The following is a 17,864-nucleotide window of genomic DNA, read 5'->3' on the forward strand; positions in this document are numbered from 1 at the left end:
CCGATGGCGACCGGGCGAGAGATCGCCCAGCTCTGCGGCGTGTCCGTGGCGACGGTGTCGCGCGTCTTCAACCAGCCGGAAACGGTGAACGAGGAGACGCGCTCGCGGGTGCTGCGGGTGGCCAGGGAGCTGGACTACCGGCCCAACGAGTCCGCGCGGGCGTTGTCGACCAAGCAGTCGACGATGATCGGCCTCGTCTGGGACACCGACCACCGCAGGCCCGGCTGGCGCCACCCGTACCTCCAGGACGTGTTGATAGGCCTGAAGTCCGCACTCAGTGCACACGGCTACCACCTGCTCATGCTCGCCACGAGCGGCGACGCCCGAGAGGTGGGCGCGTCCCTGGCCGACCCGGTCGGCTACGTGAACATGACCCGCCGCCACCACCTCGGCGGCCTGGTGCTGATCGACAGCGGCTCCGACGCCGACGCCTTCGCCACCTTCGCGCAGTCCGGAGTCCCTTGCGTGGCACTGGACGTCCCGCTCGACGGCCCGCGCGCCACCTACGTCACGACCGACAACTTCGGCGGCGCCCGCGAGGCCGTGCGACATCTGGTGGGCTTGGGGCACAAGAGGATCGCCATGATCACGGGCCCGGCGGGCAACCAGCCGTCCGAGGCGCGCGTCGCCGGCTACCGCCAGGCGCTGCTCGACGCGGGCCTGGTGCCGCGCGACTCGTACCTGGTCGCGGGAGACTTCTACCGGGGGAGCGGAACCGCTGCCGCGCAACGACTTCTTGCCCTGGACGAGCCGCCGACCGCCGTGTTCGCGGCCAGCGACGAGATGGCGGTCGGGGCTGTGCTGGCCGCTCGCGCGGCCGGGCTGTCGGTGCCGCGGGACCTGGCGCTGGTGGGGTTCGACGACATCGAGGTGGCCTCGGTGGTGGAGCCGGCCTTGACGACCGTGGCGCAGGACAAGCCGGGGTTCGGGGTGGCGGCCGCCAAGGCGATCATGGCGATGATCACGGGTGGGGAGCGGGAGGAGCCTGTGGTGCTGCCGGCGCGGTTGGTGGTTCGGGGGTCTTGCGGGGCGGGGTGAGGCTTCGGGTGCGGGGAGGCTGGCCGCGGGCGTGGGTGCCGCGCAGGCTCTGTCGGGCCGCGCGTGGGTCGGGCTGGTGGCGCGGGTGAGGTGAGCCTTCGGGTGCCGGGAGACTGGCTGTGGGTGGCTGGCGGCGCGGTCGGGAAGGCTGGTCGCGGGTGGCTGGGAGGGTTGGCGGCGGGCGGCCGGGAAGGGTGGCTGCGGAAGGCCGGTTGCGGGTGGCTGCGAGGGCTGGCTGCGGCTGCGGGAAGGGCCGCTGCGAGCGCCGGGCCGGGCCGCGCGTGGGTCGGGCTGTGGCGCGGGGTGAGGTGAGCCTTCGGGTGCGGGGAGGCTGGCTGTGGGTGGCTGGGAAGGGTGGCTGCGGGTGCGGGGAGGGCTGCCCCGCGGGTGAGGGAAGCCTGGCTGCGAGCGCGGAAGGCCGGCTGTGGGAAGGCCCGCTGCGAGCGCGGAAGGCCGGCTGCGAGCGCCGGTTGCGGCCGCCCGGCCGCGCGTGATTGCGGTCGTGTGGCGGGCCGCGCGGTTCCGCGTCACCAGCATGCGGTTGGGCTGTGTCGGACGGGCTGTCCACCTCTAGCCGCACCGTTCCGAGATCCGGACCGTGTCGGCGCGACTCGCACGGCGCAGCCGCCACCCTGCGGCAACCCGCCGCTACTGCGCGCGGTCGTCCTCTGTGGACGACGATGCCGCCGCGATCAGCGCGATCAGCTGGCGCCGGAAGTGTTCGTAGTCGTCGACGGCGCCGAGCAGCGTGTCGGACTCGCGTTCCTCGCGCCGTGCGGCGGCCAGGGCTCGGCGGCCCGCCGCCGTGATCTTCACCGAGGTGCGGCGGCGGTCCTTCGTGTCCTGGCTGCGCACCACGTGGCCGCCTCGGTCGAGGTGTTCGATCGTGCGGCTCATGGTCTGGTCGGTCACTCGGCACAGCAGGGCCAGTTCCCGCTGGGAGCGGGGGCCGTCGGCCAGGTGGTGCAGGGTGATCATGCCCGCGTGGGTGAGGCCCCTGGTCGCCAGGAAGTCCTCGAAGCGCTTCTCCACCACGCGGGCGGCGACCGACAGGAGTCTGCCCGTGGGCCAGGAGGCGACGTCCGCGCCCACCTGGTCCGGGCGGTCGGCCACCGCCAGTTCGTCTCCTTCGGCCACGGGGCCATCATCCCAGACCCGCCCGATCACCCCACGTCGGCACCGAAGGGCATGCTGGTCACGGGCGTGTCGCCCGCGATGGCCGAGGCGATCGCGGCGGCGGCGGGTGGGTAGGCCAACTCGCCCAAACCGCCCAGGGGGGCTGTCGACGGGACGATCGTGACGTCGATGTCCGGGGTGTGCGTGATGCGGGCCCAGCGGTAGTCGCCGAACGACGACTCGGCCACGTGGCCGTCGCGGACGGTGATCTGGGCGCCGAGCACCGTGGACAGCGCGTCCAGCACGCAGCCCTCCACCTGGGCGCGGACGCCGGACGGGTGCAGGGCCACGCCGACGTCGACGGCCGCGTGCACGCGCAGCACGCGGCGGGTCGACGGGTCGGCCACGGCGATCACCGCGATCGCCGAGCCGTACTCCTCCAGGCAGGCGACGCCTCGGGTGGTGCCGCGCGGGGGTGGCGAGGTCCAGCGGGCGCGGTCGGCGACCGTGTCGAGAACCTTGCGCAGGCGGGAGTCCGCGGGCAGGAGGGTGCGGCGCAGGGCCACCTGGTCCAGGCCTCGTTGCTTGCCGAGGTGGCTCAGGAAGTTCTCCTCGGCGTAGACGAACTGGCCCGCGTAGACCGAGCGCCAGAAGCCGGTGCGCAGCGGGGCCGGGCGCACGGCCACGGTCACCTCGCCGGGCACGGCGTACGGGAAGTGGTCGCCGCTGGCCTTGATCAGCGCCGGGTTCGAGAAGATCGGCAACACGGTCAACGGCCAGGTGGCCACCTCGTGCGCGCGTCGGATGGGCACGCCATCCGGGCCGAGCTCGGCGGTCAGGCGGTGCACCGACATCGGGCGGTACGAGTCGTGGCGCATGTCGTCGGCGCGGGTCCACAGCACCTGCACCGGGGCTCCGGCGCGACGGGAGCACGCGATCGCCTCCAGCACCGGGTCCGGCTCGATGCGGCGGCCGAACGCGCCGCCCGACGCGGTCGGTTCCACCCGCACCGACGTAGCGGGCAGGCCGAGCTGGCGGGCCAGCGTCGTGCGCAGGCTGCCCGGATCCTGGATCGGCGCCCAGATGGTCACGCCATCTGAACGGACGTCCGCGGTGGCGTTCATCGGTTCCATCGGCGCGTGCGCGAGCAACGGCAGGGAGAAGACCTGCTGGACACCGCTGATCGGGCTCTGCGCGGGCAACGCCGCGCGCAGGTCGGCGAGCCACGCCCGGCTGTCGGCCGTGGGTGTGCCACCGCGCCAGGTGACCTTCAGCGCGTCCCTGCCCCGCAACGCCTGGTGGGTCGAGTGGGCGATGACCGCGACACCTCCCTGGCCCTCGGCGGGCGCGGTGAGCGGCAGGACGTCGATCACGCCGGGCAGGGCGCGGGTCGCGGTGTCGTCGACCACGTCGGGCACCGCGCCGATCCACGGCGGGCGGGCGACCACGGCGACCAGGCCGCCGGCCGGCCGCGCGTCGATGCCGTAGCGGGTGCGGCCGGTGACGACGTCGCGGGCGTCCACCCGGCCGCCGCGCGTCTTGCCCAGCAGCCGCCACCGCTCCGGCGGCGTGAGCTCGACGGGCACGGTGGCGGGGTCGAGCGCGGCCGCGGCCCGCACGAGCGCGCGGTAGGGGAGGCGTCCCCGGCGCGGATGGGACACGAAGCCGTCCTTCGCCACGCACTCCGCGACCGGCACGCCCCAGCGCCCCGCCGCGGCGGTGACGAGCAGGCAGCGCGCGGTCGCGGCGGCCGTGCGGATCGGCGTGGTGAGCTGCCGCACCGACGTCGAGTTCGCGACGCCTTGAGGCCCGAACCGCTCGGCGTCCCCGTGCGCCTGCTCCAACCTGACGTCGTCCGCGTCGACCGCCAGTTCCTCGGCGACCAGCAGCGCGACCACGGTCCGCACGCCCTGGCCGGCGTCCGGCTTCGGCACGGTCGCGGTGATCTTCCCCGCGGCGTCCAGCCGCACGAAGACGTTCGGGACGAGCCCCTCCGCGGCCAGCGCGGGCACCGGGACCGCCACGACCAGCGCGCCGACTCCCGCGCCGCGCAACAACGTCCGCCTGCTGATCACCGCTCCTCCCTCATGATCCGGCTCGCCCGGCGCACGGCCGCGCGGATGCGCGGGTAGCTGCCGCAGCGGCACACGTTGTCGCGCAGGGCCTCCTCGATCGCGGCGTCGTCGGGATCGGGGTCGCGCGCGAGCAGCGCCGCCGCGGCCATCACCTGACCCGGCTGGCAGTAGCCGCACTGCGCCACGTCGAGCTCGCGCCACGCCCGCTGGACCGGGTGGTCGCCGTCGCGCGACAACCCCTCGATCGTCGTGATCCGAGCCCGCGCGCTGTCGGCCGCCGTGCGCACGCAGGGGCGCGCCGCCGCACCGTCCACATGGGACGTGCAGGCGCCGCACAGGCCGACCCCGCAGCCGTACTTCACGCCGGTCAGCCCCAGCTCGTCCCGCAACACCCACAGCAGGGGAGTGTCGCCGTCCACCTCGACCTCACGCCGTTCACCGTTGACGCGCAACGAATATCGGGCCACCGCGATCCCTCCTGATTTGCTCAGCCTGCTGAACGTAGCACGCCGGGCACTGCATAATGCTCAGCATGCTGAACGAAATGCGGCGGTCCGGTCGCGGTGTCCTGGTGTGGTCGGTGGTGGCGAGCGCGCTGCTCACCGGCCTGGTGTGGCTGCTCGGTCAGCGGCTGCACGGAGTAGCGCTGCTGCCCGATCAGGGGGCGTCCTGGTACTACTGGAAGCTGCCCGACCCGACCTTCTGGAGCAGGGCGTCCGCCTGGGTGGGCTACGCGGCGCACCAGCTCGTCTCGTGGGGCCTGATCTACTACGCGCAGACCCGGATCCGGCGCTACACCACGGGCCTGCACCGGATGAACGTCATCGCCCTCGCCGCGAACGCCGGGTTCATCGGCCTGCACGCGCTGCAGACCCAGGTGTTCTACGACGGTCTCGCCCAGGACGTGTCGATCTTCAGCTCGCAGGGCTCCGTCGTGCTGCTGCTGGTGGCCGTGCTGCTGATGGAGAACCGCCGTCGCGGCCTCGTGCTGACCTGGTCCGCGCCCATCTCCGCGCAGGTCGTCGCCTTCGCGCGCCGCTACCACGGCTACCTGTTCAGCTGGGCCGCGATCTACACCTTCTGGTACCACCCGATGGAGTCGAGCAGCGGCCACCTCATCGGCTTCTTCTACATGTTCCTGCTGCTGGTCCAGAGCAGTCTGATGTTCACGACATCCCACACGAACCGCTGGTGGACGCTGACCCTCGAACTGCTGGTGGCCGTGCACGGCACGCTCGTCGCCGTCATGAACTCGGGCCCGGACGGCATGTGGCCGATGTTCTTCTTCGGCTTCGTGGCGATCTTCGTGCTCACCCAGATGCACGGCGTCGGCCTCAGCGCGCGGACCCGCTGGTGGATCGGCGGGGCGTTCGTGGTGTCCGCCCTCGCCGTCTACTCCTGGCGCGGTCTGGGCAAGATCGACGAGGTCGTGCGGATCCCGTTGATCGAGTACCTGCTGGTGGGCGTGCTCGCCCTGCTGATCTGGCTGGGCGTCCGGCTGGCGGGCGCCGGGAAGGTCAGTCCGACCTCGTCGCCGACTCGAGAAGCTTCGCCGCCACGTCGCGGAGCTTGACGTTCGCCCGCTGCGACTGCTCCACGAGCATCCGGAAGGCCGTGTCCGCGTCGCACGTGTGCACGGCCATCAGGACGCCCTTGGCCTGTTCGATCGCGGCTCGCGACGCCAGCGCCTGCTCCAGGTGCCTGACCTTCGACTGCGCGTGCCGCCACCGCTGGCCGCTGGTGATCGTGGCCGACGCGGCCGTCGTGAACAGCCGCAGGAGCCCCTCGTCGAACGGGTCGAACGCCGCGGCGGTGTAGCTGTAGATGGTGAGCGTGCCGATGTGCCGCGCATCGGTGTCGTCCGAGACGGTCAGCACGACCGGCACCGACAGGGACGCCTTCACCCCGGCGCGGTCGGCGGCGGCCTCGAACTCCGGCCACGCGTCCCGGTGCTCGCCGATCACGGCGCGCACCGGCGTGAGCTTGAGCGCCGAGTCCACCGACGGCCCGCGCCCGGAGTCGTACTGCTCAGTCTCCAGGTGGACCAGGCTGTGGTCCGTGGCGGCTGCCATGTGCGGGCGATCGGGCGTGACGACGGACACGGTCACCGCGTCCGCGTCGGGAACGGCCCGGGCCGCGGTCTCCGCGACCCGCTGCAGCGCGTCCTCCAGGGACTCCTCGCCGGTGAACGCGTTGTGCAGTTCCGCCAACGCCTCGGTGGCCTCGTCGAGGCGGGACACCGGGTCGGGGCGTTCGTCGTCGAAAGGTCTCGTCGAACCCGTCTGCACATAGTCCGCCATGCCCGCGGCCCCTTCCCCGGCTGTGGAGTACTCCGCGCCGGCTGCTTGACGCACGTCCAGCGCATCGTACGGCCACGGGCAACACGAAGCGCGCGCCCGCACCGGAACCGGAGCCGGCCACGGGTCGCTGCAAGGTCTCAACTTCCCGCGCCGGCACCGGCCGGACCCTCCCGAAGGTGGTCCTCCGTGCGAACACGCGCGTGTTCGGCGACTTCTCAGTACCCCGCCGTTCTCGGCTTCACACCGGTCGAGCCGATCATTCCCCGGCACCGGGGGAAACCGGTTCGCCGAACCAGCGGACCAGGTGGGCCTCCAGGTCCCGCTGGTCCTCGCCGACCCACGCGACGTGCCCGTCCGGACGCACCAGCACGGCGGGCGCGTCCAGGCCGGGGGCGGCGGTCAGGTCTACGCGGTCGTGCCAGCCCCGCGTGCTCAGCGCCCCGGTGCGGTCGAGCACCAGCCCGCGGCCCCGCACGAGCTCGACGTCGCGCAGCCGCCGGCCGAGCAGGTCCGGTCCGGGACCGAGGTCGTACCGCACACCGATCGCGGTGAGCTTCTCGATCAGACGCCGGTTCACCTCGTCGACGTCCATCAGTTCGGCGAGCAGCGCCCGCACGGCCCGCGCGCCCGGTTCGGCGGCCGACAGCGCGACCTGGGCACGCGTGTTGTCGAGCACGTCGGCGGCGACCGGCCGGCGTTCGGCGTGGTAGGTGTCGAGCAACCCCTCCGGTGCCCAGCCGCGGACCTGGGCCGCGAGCTTCCAACCGAGGTTGACCGCGTCCTGCAGACCGAGGTTGAGGCCCTGGCCGCCGGCGGGCGGGTGGACGTGCGCCGCGTCGCCCGCGAGCAGCACCCGGCCGGCGCGGTACTGCTCGGCGAGGCGGGTGGCGTCGCCGAAGCGCGACAGCCAGCGCGGGGAGTGCGCGCCGAAGTCGGTGCCCGCGATCGCGCGCAGCTCCCGCCGGAAGTCGTCGATCGTGGGGGAGCGGTCCCCGCCGGCCTCCCGCGCCGGGACCACGACGCGGTAGACGCCCTCGCCGAACGGCTGGAAGGTGAACGCCCCGCTGGTCTCGCGGACCTCCGCGACCCTGGCGGCGATCTCCTCGGGCGGGGCGGTCGCGGCCAGCTCGCCCATCAACGTGTCGTGGCGCGAGGGTTCGCCCGGGAACCCGATCCCGAGGAGCTTGCGGACGGTGCTGCGCGCGCCGTCGCAGCCGACGAGGTACCGCGCCCACAGCCGTCGGCCGTCCGCCAGCACGACCGTCACGCCCTCGTCGTCCTGCTCGGCACCGCTGACGGCGTTGCCCCGCAGGACCTCCGCGCCCAGCGCGACCGCGTGGTCGTGCAGCAGGCCCTCGACGACGGGCTGCGGGATGCCCAGCAGGGACGGCCACGCGGTGTCCATCCCGGCGGGGGTCGGCTTGGGAATGCCCGCGAAGGAACCGCCGACCGGACGCAGCCGGCCGCGCTCCAGGAAGCGGTCGACCAGGCCGCGCATCGCGAGGATCTCGAGGCTGCGCGCGTGCAGGCTGACGATCCGCGCGTACGACGACGCGGGCACGGGCTCCTTCTCCACCACGAGCACCCGCACGTCGTGCAGCCGCAGCTCGGCCGCCAGCACGGCGCCGGTCGGACCGCACCCGGCGATGATCACGTCGACCATGGACCACCTGTCGTCACGAGCCCGCCGGAGGTCGGCGGGCCGCGGTCATCCTGGTGGATCCGCCGCCGGAAGGCTCGTCCTTTTCGGTCGGCCTCCTACGTTTCTGTTTCACCCGAACGGGTATTCGCCGATTCCCCGTGCAGGAAGGTGAACAGTGGAGAGACCGACGCTCGGTGTCGAAGAAGAGTTCCTCCTCGTGGACCCGGAGACCGGCGTCCCGGTGAACCGGGCGGACGAGGTCGTCGCCGTTGCGCGCGAGAAGTTCGGGCTCGCACTGGAACGCGAGCTCACCGGCGCGCAGGTCGAGATCAACACGACGGTGTGCCGCGACGCGGAGCAGGCCCGGCAGGAGCTGCTGGAGACCCGGCGCGTGGTCGCGCAGGCCGCCAGGGAGGCGGGGTGCCGGGCGATCGCCGTCGGGGCACCGCCGCTGGGTGACGCGACCGGAGAGGTCACGGACAGCCTGCGGTACCGGCGGATCGCGCGCGAATTCGGTGCCCTGGCGGAACAACAGCTCATCTGCGGGTGTCACGTCCACGTCGCGGTGCCCGACCGGGAGACCGCGATCGGGGTGTGCAACCACATCCGCCCGTGGCTGCCGGTGCTGGCCGCGGTGACCGCGAACTCGCCGTTCTCCGGCGGTGAGGACACCGGCTTCGCGAGCTGGCGCTCGACGGTGTGGTCGCGCTGGCCGGTGTCCGGGCCACCGCCGGTCTTCACCTCGTGGCGGCACTACGAGGAAGTCTGCGACACCATGATCAAGGCCGGCACCGCGCTGGACCGGGCGATGATCTACTGGGACGTCCGCCCGGCCACCGAGCTGCCGACCGTGGAGGTCCGGGTCGCGGACGTCGCGGCGACCGTGGACGAGGCCGTGCTGCTGGCGGCACTCGTGCGCGCGCTCGTCACCCAGGCCGTGGAGGACGTCGGACGCGGCCTCGAAGCGAAGCCGGTTCCACAAGAGACACTGCGGCAGGCGTGCTGGGGCGCGTCCAACGAGGGACTGCGCGGCACCACGCTCGACGTGTGGTCCGGTGAGCCGAGGCCGGTGCGCCGGCAGCTCGACGACCTGGTCGAGCGGATGAGCCCGGTGCTCGAGGCCAACGGCGATCTGCCTGCGGTGCAACGAGGTCTGCGACTGCTGGACAGCGAGGGCAACGGTGCGGACCGCCAGCGGGACGCGTTCCGCGACGGGCGGGTGGGCGCGCTGCTGAGCGTGCTCGACGTCGACAACGCCGACCACGCGGAGTCCCAGGAGACCGCGGCCTCCTGAGTAAGTACGATCTCCACCACTCGCGGTGGAGCGAGGCGGAAAACAGCGTCCGAGGTTGAGCAGCGAGCCGGTGACGCATGGCGAGAGGGCGGCCATGAGCGCGTTCGGCACGCAGGAGCACACCGACGACCTGCGCGCGTTGTTCGGGCAGTCGAGCGCGGTCTTCGCGAAGTTCTCGGGGCCGCGGCACGAGGTGGAGACGGCGAACGCCGCTTTCCTGGCCGCGTTCGGCGAGGACGGCGCGGCGCTCGGCGAGCTGCTCGACCAGGTGCACCGCACGAACGAACCGAGCACCCGGCGCGACGTGCGCGTCGTGCTGGGTGACGGTCCGCACGCGCGGGAGGCGTTCTTCGACCTCACCTGCGAGCCGCGCCGCGCCCCGGCGGGGGAGGTGCTCGGCGTCCGCGTGATCGGCGTGGAGACCACGCAGGTCAAGCACGCCCAGCGGTTGACGGCCGAGCACCGCGCGCTGCTGGAGCAGATCGCGCGGCAGGCGCCGCTCGCCGAGGTGCTCGACGGGATGGCCCGGTGCATCGAGGAACTCGTGCCGGAGGAGCTGTTCGTCTCCGTGCTGCTCGCCGATCCCGACGGCCTGCACCTGCGGCACGGTGCCGCGCCCAGCCTGCCCGCCTTCTACAACGAGGCGATCGACGGCATCGCCACCGGCGAGGGCGTCGGCTCCTGCGGCACGGCCGCCCACCGGCGCGAACCCGTCATCGTCACCGACATCGCGACCGACCCGTTCTGGGACGACTTCCGCGCGCTCGCGGACCGGGCGGGGCTGGGGTCCTGCTGGTCCACGCCGATCCTGGCCCGCGACGGCGCGCTGCTCGGCACGTTCGCGATGTACCACCGGACCGCGCGGGTCCCGCAGGACACCGACTTCGCGCTCATCCGGGTCTTCGCGGGCACCGCGGCCCTCGCGATCGAGCGCCACCACAACGAGCTGGCCCGTCAGGCCGCCGAGGCCGAGACCGAGGCCGCCCGCGAGGCGCTGGCCGAGGCCGTGCGCGCGGAACGGGAGCTGCGTGCCGAGGCCGAACGCCGTGCCGACGCGGCGGCGGAACTGGCCGCGCAGATGGAGGCCGCCGCGGCCGTGCAGGCCCAGGCTCCCCATCCCGAGCACTGCCAGCTGGGCGGACGGGCCGGGTGCACGGCGCCGGCCGAGATCAAGGTCGCCGACTCGTGGGGCGACTCGGCGTGGGGCTGCGGCCCGCACACCGAGGAGGTGCTGATCCACGTGCGGTCCGTGTTCATCGCGAGCTCGGAGCTCGGTGGCCTGGCCGCGTACGTGCACCGCTGACCTCAGACGTGGGTGCGCGAGGCCTTCTCGTCGTGCGCCCGCGCCTTCTGCCACCGCTTGCGGTCGAGCAACCACATGACCGGTGACGCGGACAGCCCGTGCAGCAGGATCGACCCGATCACGACGAGCGCGACGATCTGCCACAGCGCCGCCCCCTCCGCGAAGTCGCCTTCCTGCAAGGCGTAGACGAGGTAGAACAGCGAGCCGACGCCGCGCACGCCGAAGAACGCGATGACGGTCCGTTCGCGCGGACCGGTGTGACCGCCCAGCAACCCGATCCAGCCCGCCAGCGGCCGCACGAGCAGCAACACCGCCGCCGCGACCAGGACCTGCCGCCAGCCCACGCCCGCCAGCAGCCCGGTCGCCGCCGCACCGCCGAGCAGGAACACGATCAGCACGGTGAGCATCCGCTCGATCTGCTCGACGTAGCGGTGCAGCACCTGGTGGTAGCCGTGGTGGCGCTCGCGCGCCCGGATCGCGCACGCGCACACGAACACCGCGACGAAGCCGTAGCCGTGCACCAGTTCGGTGATGCCGTAGGCGAGGAACGTCGCGGCGAGCGCCACGAACCCCTCCGCGTGCTCGGCCAGCCGGAACTTCTCCGACGGCGCCGAGAAGAACAGCTTCCCGAGCGCCCAGCCGATGAGCAGCCCGACGGCGATGGCGGCCGCGAGCCGCCAGAGCACGTCCACCGCGAGCCAGTGCCCGAGCCACCCGGACGGCGCCACCCCGGCCACGCTGATCCCGATGGCCGCGTAGGTGAACGGGAACGCGAGCCCGTCGTTCAGACCCGCCTCGGAGGTGAGCGCGAACCGCGCCTCGTCCTCGTCGGACTCGGGGTTCTCGGTGGGCTCGGCGACCTGCACCTCGCTCGCGAGCACCGGGTCGGTCGGCGCGAGCACGGCCGCGAGCAGCACGGACGCGCCGACGCCCAGTCCCAGCGCACCCCAGCCGAGCAGGCCCACCGCGAGCATCGACAGCGGCATCGTGATGGCGAGCAACCGCCAGGTGCTCGCCCAGCCGCGCCGGCTGACCCGGCGGTTGAGCGCGAGGCCCGCGCCCATCAGCGAGATGATCACGCAGAGCTCGGTGAGGTGCAGCAGCACCCCGCTGTGCCCGACGGGGTCGGGGTCGGGCAGCGGCTCGACGACCGTGAACGTGAGGGCGCCCGCGCCGAGGAACAGCATGGGCATGGAGACGGGCGCGCGGTCGAGCAGCCGGGGGAGCAGGGCGGCGGCGAGGGTGGCGAGGCCCGCGCCGGCGTACAGCAGCGGTCCAGGATCCACCATCCGCCTTCCGTCGAACGTGCCGGAGAACAGCCAGGTACCCGGGAGGTCGCGCGGCAAACCGCCTGGTGAGGCAGTGCACTGTGGACGGTCGGGCGCGCAGGACCCGCTAGCCGCGCGGACCACCCAGGTAGCGGGTCACCATGTCCACGAGCTCGTGCTCGAACGTCGAGGTCGCGATCTCCTGCTTGAACGCGGCCAGCCGGTGGGTGTTCAGCTCGACGGTGAACACGACCAGGTCGACCGCGGTGTCCAGGTCCCGCACGTGCACGTCGGGGTGCCGGGCGAACACGGCGCGGACCTGGGCGACGCGCTGCGCGCCGTGCCGCGTGATCGTGTCGCGCAGCTCGGCGGAGAGCTGGCCCTCCTCGATCATGATCCGGAGCAGTCGCGGGTCGTCGCGGTGGTTGTCGATCGCGTCGCGCACGAGCACGCGCACCACGGACTCGAGCGTGCCCGGCGCGAGGTCGAGCCGGTCGAGGTCGGTCCGGGCGCCGCGGTCGATGTGGCGGACCATCAGCTCGGCCAGGATCGCGTCCTTGTTCGGGAAGTACTGGTACAGCGAGCCGATCGACACGCGGGCCTGCTCGGCGATGCGGTTCGTGGTGCCCGCGGCGTAGCCGTGCTCGGAGAAAACGTGAGCAGCGGCGGTGAGGATGCGGTCGCGGGTGAGCTCCGCGCGCACCTGGCGGGGCTTGCGACGTGGGTCGACGTCACGGCTGGCTGAAGGCATTGAGGCCGTCCAAAAGCGAGTATCCAGAAGCTGAGCAAAAGCTCATAATAGTGCCATGAGCTGGGAAAACAATCCTTCAGCACGGCTGAGCACGGTCGCGGACGTCGAGGCCGTCGTCGGACGTCCGGCGGCGATGATCATGCTCAAGGAGCTCGCTGCGCTGGACGAGGGGTGCGTGGACCTGCTCGCGCGGAGCCCGATCGCCGCGTTCGGGTACCGGGGTGCGGACGGGACGGGCCGCACGACGTTCGTCGGTGGTGCCAGGGGTTTCGCGCGGGTGCGTTCGCCGAAGCGGATCTCCTTCGACCTGGGGGACGCGGCCGACGGACCGGCGTCGCTGCTCTTCCTGCTGCCGGGCGTCGGGGAGACGTTGCGGGTCAACGGGGCCGTGCGGCGCGGCGGGTTCGAGGTGGAGCAGGTCTACGTCCACTGCGCGCAGGCAGTGCTGCGGTCCGGCCTGTGGCAGCAGGTCACCGTCCCGCCGCCGGTCACCGACGTCGGCGGCGGACCGCTCGGCGCTCCCGGCATCGCGGACTTCCTGGCGGCGGCGCCGTTCCTGGCTCTGTCCACCTGGGACTCGCGAGGGGGTGCGGACACCAGTCCCCGCGGGGAGCAGGGTCCGGTCGCGCGCGTCCTGGACGGCCGCACGCTCCTGATCGCCGACCGGCGCGGCAACCGGCGGGCCGACACGCTGCACAACCTGCTGGAGGACGACCGGCTGTCGTTCGCCGCGCTCGTGCCGGGCCGCACGGGGGTGCTGCGGGTGCGCGGCAGGGGAGCGATCACCGTGGACCCCGCGCTGCTGGCACCGCTCGCACTGCGCGGGCAGCCGCCGCACGCCGCGCTGCTGGTCGACGTCGAGGCCGCCGAGCTGGCCGTGAGCGACGCGGTGGCACGAGCCCGGCTGTGGACTTCGGTCCCCACCGACGTGCCCGACCTGATGGCGCTCGCGAGCCGTCACCTGGCGGCCAACTCCGGCCGGAGCGGGTTCCTGCTCCGGCTCGCGAGCCGGATCCCCTCGCGGTGGCTGCGCGCGGTGATGGACCTCGCGTACCGGTCGGGACTGCGCAAGGAGGGCTACGACGTCGCCGGGCGCGCACCGCTCGCCGTCGCGGAGGACCCGCTGCGGGAGGTCCGCGTCGTCGAGGTGCGGCCGGAGACGCCGGACGCCGTGACGCTCGTGCTGGAGGACGACCGGCCGTTCGACTTCCGGCCCGGCCAGTTCTTCACGCTGGTCGCCGACGTGGACGGCGTCCGGGTGCGCCGGCCCTACTCGGCGTCGTCGGCGCCGGGACGCCGGCTCGAGGTCACGGTCAAGCAGGTCGGCCTGTTCTCCCGGCACGTCCGGACGCTCGCCGCCGGCGACCGGCTGTTCGTGCGCGGCCCGTCCGGCACGTTCCACCCGGAGCCCGGACACGAGGTGGCGCTGATCGCGGCGGGCAGCGGTGTGACGCCGATGATGAGCATCGTCCGCACGCTGCTCGCGCGGCCGGGGGAGCGCGTCGCGTTGCTCTGCAGCAACCGCACCGAACAGGACGTGATCTTCGCCGCCGCGCTCGCGGACCTGGCCCGGCAGCACCCCGGCCGGTTCACCGTCACGCACGTGCTGACCTCCCGCGACGGACGGCTCGACGCCGCCGGGATCGCGAAGTGGGTCACCGGGCTCGGCCTCGCCTCCACCGCGCGGTTCCTCGTCTGCGGTCCGCAGCCGCTCATGGACGTCGCCCGGCAGGCGCTGGACGAGCTGCGGGTCCCGGCCGCGCACGTGCACGTCGAGAGCTACGCGAGCGCGTCGGTGGCGGCGGGGTCCACGACGCCGCAACGGATGGTCGTCGAGGGCGTCGGCACGGCGGTGGTCGAGCCGGGCCAGACGCTGCTCGACGCCGGGCTGAACGCCGGACTGCCGCTGCCGTACTCCTGCACGGTCGGCAGCTGCCGCGAGTGCGTCGTGAAGCTGCTCGCGGGCGAGGTCTCGCCGCGCACCACCGACGGTCAGGTCCTCACCTGCACCAGCTCCCCGCTGACCGACGTCACGCTGGAACTGTGACGCGACCTGCGGTGGCTGGACGACCTGGAGGTCAGCCAGGCACCACCAGCGCGGCGAGCGGGACGTGGTGCTGGCCCGCGTGGACGTCCCGGTCGAACAGCCCGGCCTGGGTGACGGGCCGGGGGAACGAGATCTTCACGACGTTCAGCGAGGGGATCCGGAAGATCTGCACGTCCTCGGCCCGCACGCCGTAGAGTCCCGCGATGGTGCCCTCGTCGAGGACCACGGCCTTCACGTAGCTCGCCTCGTCGCGCAGGAACAGCTCCATCGTCACCCAGAACGGCCCGGCGTTCTTGGACCGGACCTCCAGCGAGAGGTCGCCGAACGTCGGCTGCGGCTCAGTCATGGGTCGGGGCCTTCCGGTGCTCGATGCGGAACATCTCGAGGGGCGTGCGGGTGTCGACGACGTGGTGGAGCACGAACTCGTAGACCGCGCCGCGCTCGGTCTCGGCGGGGGAGGTCGCGAACGCGAGGCTCGGCAGGTAGTCCATGTCGGGGGTCGGCAGGTGCAGCATCAGCGGGTTGGCGACCTTGGCCACGGCGGTCGCGAGCTCCTGGGTGGCGGCCCGGACGAGCAGCATCACCCCGATCTCGCGCGGCGGGCGGGTGGCGGGGTCGAGGGTGCCGAGCACGGCGTCGTAGCCGTAGCGCCGCAGGTCGAACGCGTACTCGGTGCCGTCCAGGCCGAGGGTCTGCGTCACGCGCGAGGTGAAGACCTCGACGAACAGGCTGGTCCACGCCTCGATGTTCGCGAGGATGTGCTCGTCGCGGATCGCGGTGAACGACATCGTCTCGTAGCCCGCGATCCGGGCGCCTTCGAGCTTGACCGTGTGCTGCTCCGCCGGGTGGAACCGGGAGCCCTCGACGCGGACGCGGCGGTCGTCGAGCGCCGTGTAGGTGGCGTGCTCCACGTCCAGCTCGCCCGCGGGTTCGCGCATCCGGAACGGGTTCACCGTCTCGTAGAGCATGTGCGCCGCCACGGAGATCGGGGTGCAGGCGGCCTCGGGGTCGAGCGGTTCGATGGTGAAGCCGGTGTGGTCGATCGTGGCGAGCACGCCGCCGGTGCGCGGGTTGGTCGTGCACTGGCCGCCGCACTCGACGATCTTCGCCGCGTGCCACGACGGGCCGGCGGGCAGGCCCATCATCAACGGGAACGCGGCCGCGACGGCCGTGTCGGTGGCCCGGCCCGCGAGCACGACGTCCGCGCCGCCGCGCAGGGCCTCCTCGATCGGTTCGTGGCCCATCATCCCGACGACGTGCGTGCAACTGTCCACAGTGGCCTCGTCCAGCCCGCCGGCCGGGGCGAGCGGGTGGACCGCGCCGTCGCGCAGGCGTTGGTTCAGGAAGCCCGCGTCCTGCTCGCTGTAGATCGTCGCCACGGCGAGGTCGAGTTCTTCCTCGCGCAGGACCTCCTCGACGATGCCCGCGATCCAGTCGACGCCCGAGTCCGTGCCGCTGGTGCCGCACGACCCGACGATCAGCGGGATCTTCGCCTGCGCCGAGGCGCGCAGCAGGATCCGCAGGTCGCGGGCGACAGCGGCGGCGGTCGTCTTGGCGGTGCCCGAGCCCAGGTAGTGCGGGCCGGAGTCGGTCGAGCCGGCGTCGACGGAGATGACGTCGGCGCCGAGTGCGAGCCCGCGGTCCACTGTGGACTGCGCGAAACCGGCGCCGAGCATGCCCGTCGGCGACAGGACGCGAACGGCTTCCATGGATGTCCTTTCGGGGTTCTTCACAGCGAAGCCGCGTGACGGCGGCCGAGCACGGAGACGCGGACGACGACGGCGGTGGCGATCGCCGCGAGCAGCGCGATGTCGAGGAGCATGAAGCGCCACCCGGTGACGTCGACCATCGCGCCGACGATCCCGGGCCCGACGAAACCGCCCGCCGCCCAGCTCACCGTGTAGAGGCCGGTGTACACGCCGATCACGCGGGCCGACGGCGCCAGGTTCCACAGCACGACCGCGGCGTTGATCAGGAACCCGGACGCGCCGGCGGCGGCGACGCAGAAGGCGACCACGGTGGCGGCGGGGGTCGGCACGAGGGTGCCGAGGGCCAGCGCGGCGCCGAACACCGCCATGCCGATGGTCATCGTGCGGATGCGCCCGATCCGTTCGGCGAGCAGGGCCGCGGGGTAGGCGGCGAGCAGGAAAGCGACGCCGCTGGGGAAGGTCAGCGACCCGGCCGTGCCGCGCGACAGGCCGAGCGCCTCCATGCCGTACGGCGTGAACAGCGCGCGGGAGGAGAACCAGGCGGAGGCGAACAGCAGCACCGCCACCACGACGAGGAGCCTGCTGCGGTTCGGGTCGCGCAGGATGTCCTTGGCGACGTCGCGCAGCCGCACGTCCGGTTCGTCGGCACCGTCCTCGCCGACGGCGAGCCGGTAGCCGCGCGAGGTGTTGTCCCGCACCCGCGAGACGAGCACCGCCGTGCACACCAGCATGAGCGCGGCCGGGACGGTGAAGGCGAGCTTCGGGTGGTCGTCGACGAGCAGTGCGCTGATGACCGCGGACACGATCACGGTGAGGCCGGACGCGATCTTGACCACCGCGTTGGCCCTGCCGCGCCGTTCGGGCTCGATGAAGTCGGGCAGCAGCGCCTGCGCGATCGGCTTGAAGCTGTTGCCCACCAACGAGTACACGAAGATCGTCGCGATCAGCGCCGGCAACGTCGTGGCGAGCGGGATCAGCGTGAAGAGCACGGCCGCGAGCGGCATGCCCACGGCGAGGTAGGGGATGCGCCGGCCCCAGCGCGTGCGGGTGTTGTCCGAGCGGTTGGCGATCCAGGGCTGCACGAAGATGCCGAGCAGGTTGTCCGTGCCCATGAGCAGGCCGACGATCGCGGTGCTGGTGATGTGCTCGCGCAGCAGCGGCGGCACCTGGGCGTCGTAGAAGTCCCACGTCGCCTCCTGGGCGAACACCGCCAGCGCCACGAAGAACGTGATGCGCCGGGCGAGCCGCCGTTCCGCCGGTGCGGCGAGAGATGTCACGGAAGCCTCCGTTGGCTTGGACTGCGTCGGCGGCCTCAAACTAG

Annotated in this window: 15 protein-coding genes; 5 read left to right on the forward strand and 10 right to left on the reverse strand. The window is 72.9% G+C overall.

Going from position 1 to position 17,864, the window contains the following annotated elements; translation table 11 throughout:
* Window positions 1-3: 3 nt before the first annotated feature.
* Window positions 4-1,038, forward strand: a complete 1,035-nt coding sequence (locus ABZX02_RS29325) for a LacI family DNA-binding transcriptional regulator (protein WP_355302741.1) — start codon at window positions 4-6, stop codon at window positions 1,036-1,038.
* Between the two features lie 648 nt (window positions 1,039-1,686).
* Here the strand turns inward: ABZX02_RS29325 and ABZX02_RS29330 are convergent.
* From ABZX02_RS29330 to ABZX02_RS29340, 3 genes are read right to left on the reverse strand one after another with little or no spacing between them, the layout of a single operon-like run.
* Window positions 1,687-2,175: a MarR family winged helix-turn-helix transcriptional regulator gene (locus ABZX02_RS29330; protein ID WP_355302743.1), complete on the reverse strand. Its 489-nt coding sequence runs from the start codon at window positions 2,173-2,175 to the stop codon at window positions 1,687-1,689.
* Window positions 2,176-2,201: 26 nt separating this feature from the next.
* Entirely contained in the window at window positions 2,202-4,229 is a 2,028-nt protein-coding gene (locus ABZX02_RS29335; RefSeq protein WP_355302745.1) for a molybdopterin cofactor-binding domain-containing protein, read from the reverse strand.
* Window positions 4,226-4,696: a (2Fe-2S)-binding protein gene (locus ABZX02_RS29340; RefSeq protein ID WP_355302747.1), complete on the reverse strand. Its 471-nt coding sequence runs from the start codon at window positions 4,694-4,696 to the stop codon at window positions 4,226-4,228. Before ABZX02_RS29340 ends, ABZX02_RS29335 begins: the two co-directional genes overlap by 4 nt.
* Window positions 4,697-4,761: 65 nt before the next feature.
* Between ABZX02_RS29340 and ABZX02_RS29345 the strand changes: the two genes are divergently transcribed.
* Window positions 4,762-5,802 (forward strand): hypothetical protein, encoded by a 1,041-nt coding sequence (locus tag ABZX02_RS29345; RefSeq protein ID WP_355302749.1) that lies wholly within the window; start codon window positions 4,762-4,764, stop codon window positions 5,800-5,802.
* Here the strand turns inward: ABZX02_RS29345 and ABZX02_RS29350 are convergent.
* Both ABZX02_RS29350 and ABZX02_RS29355 read right to left on the reverse strand, forming a co-directional pair.
* A complete protein-coding gene (locus ABZX02_RS29350) occupies window positions 5,747-6,583 on the reverse strand; it encodes a GAF and ANTAR domain-containing protein (protein WP_355302751.1) in 837 nt (278 codons plus the stop codon). The genes ABZX02_RS29345 and ABZX02_RS29350 overlap by 56 nt on opposite strands.
* A 202-nt stretch (window positions 6,584-6,785) precedes the next feature.
* The gene (locus tag ABZX02_RS29355; protein WP_355302753.1) at window positions 6,786-8,192 is read right to left on the reverse strand and encodes an FAD-dependent monooxygenase; all 1,407 of its coding nucleotides are present in this window, start codon (window positions 8,190-8,192) and stop codon (window positions 6,786-6,788) included.
* A gap of 154 nt (window positions 8,193-8,346) precedes the next feature.
* Between ABZX02_RS29355 and ABZX02_RS29360 the strand changes: the two genes are divergently transcribed.
* Together ABZX02_RS29360 and ABZX02_RS29365 are read left to right on the forward strand one after the other, a co-directional pair.
* Entirely contained in the window at window positions 8,347-9,465 is a 1,119-nt protein-coding gene (locus tag ABZX02_RS29360; RefSeq protein ID WP_355302755.1) for a glutamate--cysteine ligase, read from the forward strand.
* 70 nt (window positions 9,466-9,535) lie between these two features.
* The gene (locus ABZX02_RS29365) at window positions 9,536-10,768 is read left to right on the forward strand and encodes a GAF domain-containing protein (RefSeq protein WP_355302757.1); all 1,233 of its coding nucleotides are present in this window, start codon (window positions 9,536-9,538) and stop codon (window positions 10,766-10,768) included.
* A gap of 2 nt (window positions 10,769-10,770) precedes the next feature.
* Here ABZX02_RS29365 and ABZX02_RS29370 read toward each other — a convergent pair whose 3' ends face one another.
* The gene (locus ABZX02_RS29370) at window positions 10,771-12,057 is read right to left on the reverse strand and encodes a cation:proton antiporter (RefSeq protein ID WP_355302759.1); all 1,287 of its coding nucleotides are present in this window, start codon (window positions 12,055-12,057) and stop codon (window positions 10,771-10,773) included.
* A gap of 106 nt (window positions 12,058-12,163) precedes the next feature.
* Window positions 12,164-12,787 carry a TetR/AcrR family transcriptional regulator gene (locus ABZX02_RS29375; protein WP_355302761.1) on the reverse strand — a complete coding sequence of 208 codons (624 nt, stop codon included), beginning with the start codon at window positions 12,785-12,787 and terminating at the stop codon, window positions 12,164-12,166.
* A gap of 55 nt (window positions 12,788-12,842) precedes the next feature.
* Here ABZX02_RS29375 and ABZX02_RS29380 point away from each other — a divergent pair, with 55 nt between their 5' ends.
* A complete protein-coding gene (locus tag ABZX02_RS29380) occupies window positions 12,843-14,834 on the forward strand; it encodes a 2Fe-2S iron-sulfur cluster-binding protein (protein WP_355302763.1) in 1,992 nt (663 codons plus the stop codon).
* Window positions 14,835-14,865: 31 nt separating this feature from the next.
* On the opposite strand, the gene ABZX02_RS29385 is transcribed toward ABZX02_RS29380, so the two are convergent.
* Genes ABZX02_RS29385 through ABZX02_RS29395 form a run of 3 tightly spaced genes read right to left on the reverse strand, consistent with a single transcriptional unit; the run spans window position 14,866 to window position 17,820 of the window.
* On the reverse strand, window positions 14,866-15,180 hold the full coding sequence (locus ABZX02_RS29385; protein ID WP_355302765.1) for a DUF4387 domain-containing protein: 315 nt from the start codon (window positions 15,178-15,180) through the stop codon (window positions 14,866-14,868).
* Window positions 15,173-16,543 carry an acyclic terpene utilization AtuA family protein gene (locus ABZX02_RS29390; RefSeq protein ID WP_355302767.1) on the reverse strand — a complete coding sequence of 457 codons (1,371 nt, stop codon included), beginning with the start codon at window positions 16,541-16,543 and terminating at the stop codon, window positions 15,173-15,175. The genes ABZX02_RS29385 and ABZX02_RS29390 overlap by 8 nt, the downstream gene beginning before the upstream one ends.
* A 20-nt stretch (window positions 16,544-16,563) precedes the next feature.
* Complete coding sequence (locus tag ABZX02_RS29395; protein ID WP_355302769.1) at window positions 16,564-17,820, reverse strand: MFS transporter; 1,257 nt, start codon at window positions 17,818-17,820, stop codon at window positions 16,564-16,566.
* Between the last annotated feature and the right edge of the window lie 44 nt (window positions 17,821-17,864).

It is taken from the genome of Lentzea sp. NPDC003310 (assembly GCF_040610935.1).
Taxonomy (GTDB): Bacteria; Actinomycetota; Actinomycetes; order Mycobacteriales; family Pseudonocardiaceae; genus Lentzea.

What these genes read in the sequence shown, in the direction of transcription:
- ABZX02_RS29355 (WP_355302753.1), bottom strand. Translation starts at nt 8,192, where the DNA reads ATGGTCGACGTGATCATCGCCGGGTGCGGTCCGACCGGCGCCGTGCTG.
- ABZX02_RS29390 (WP_355302767.1), bottom strand. Translation starts at nt 16,543, where the DNA reads ATGGAAGCCGTTCGCGTCCTGTCGCCGACGGGCATGCTCGGCGCCGGT.
- ABZX02_RS29375 (WP_355302761.1), bottom strand. Translation starts at nt 12,787, where the DNA reads ATGCCTTCAGCCAGCCGTGACGTCGACCCACGTCGCAAGCCCCGCCAG.
- ABZX02_RS29345 (WP_355302749.1), top strand. Translation starts at nt 4,762, where the DNA reads ATGCTGAACGAAATGCGGCGGTCCGGTCGCGGTGTCCTGGTGTGGTCG.
- ABZX02_RS29385 (WP_355302765.1), bottom strand. Translation starts at nt 15,180, where the DNA reads ATGACTGAGCCGCAGCCGACGTTCGGCGACCTCTCGCTGGAGGTCCGG.
- ABZX02_RS29380 (WP_355302763.1), top strand. Translation starts at nt 12,843, where the DNA reads ATGAGCTGGGAAAACAATCCTTCAGCACGGCTGAGCACGGTCGCGGAC.
- ABZX02_RS29325 (WP_355302741.1), top strand. Translation starts at nt 4, where the DNA reads ATGGCGACCGGGCGAGAGATCGCCCAGCTCTGCGGCGTGTCCGTGGCG.
- ABZX02_RS29370 (WP_355302759.1), bottom strand. Translation starts at nt 12,057, where the DNA reads ATGGTGGATCCTGGACCGCTGCTGTACGCCGGCGCGGGCCTCGCCACC.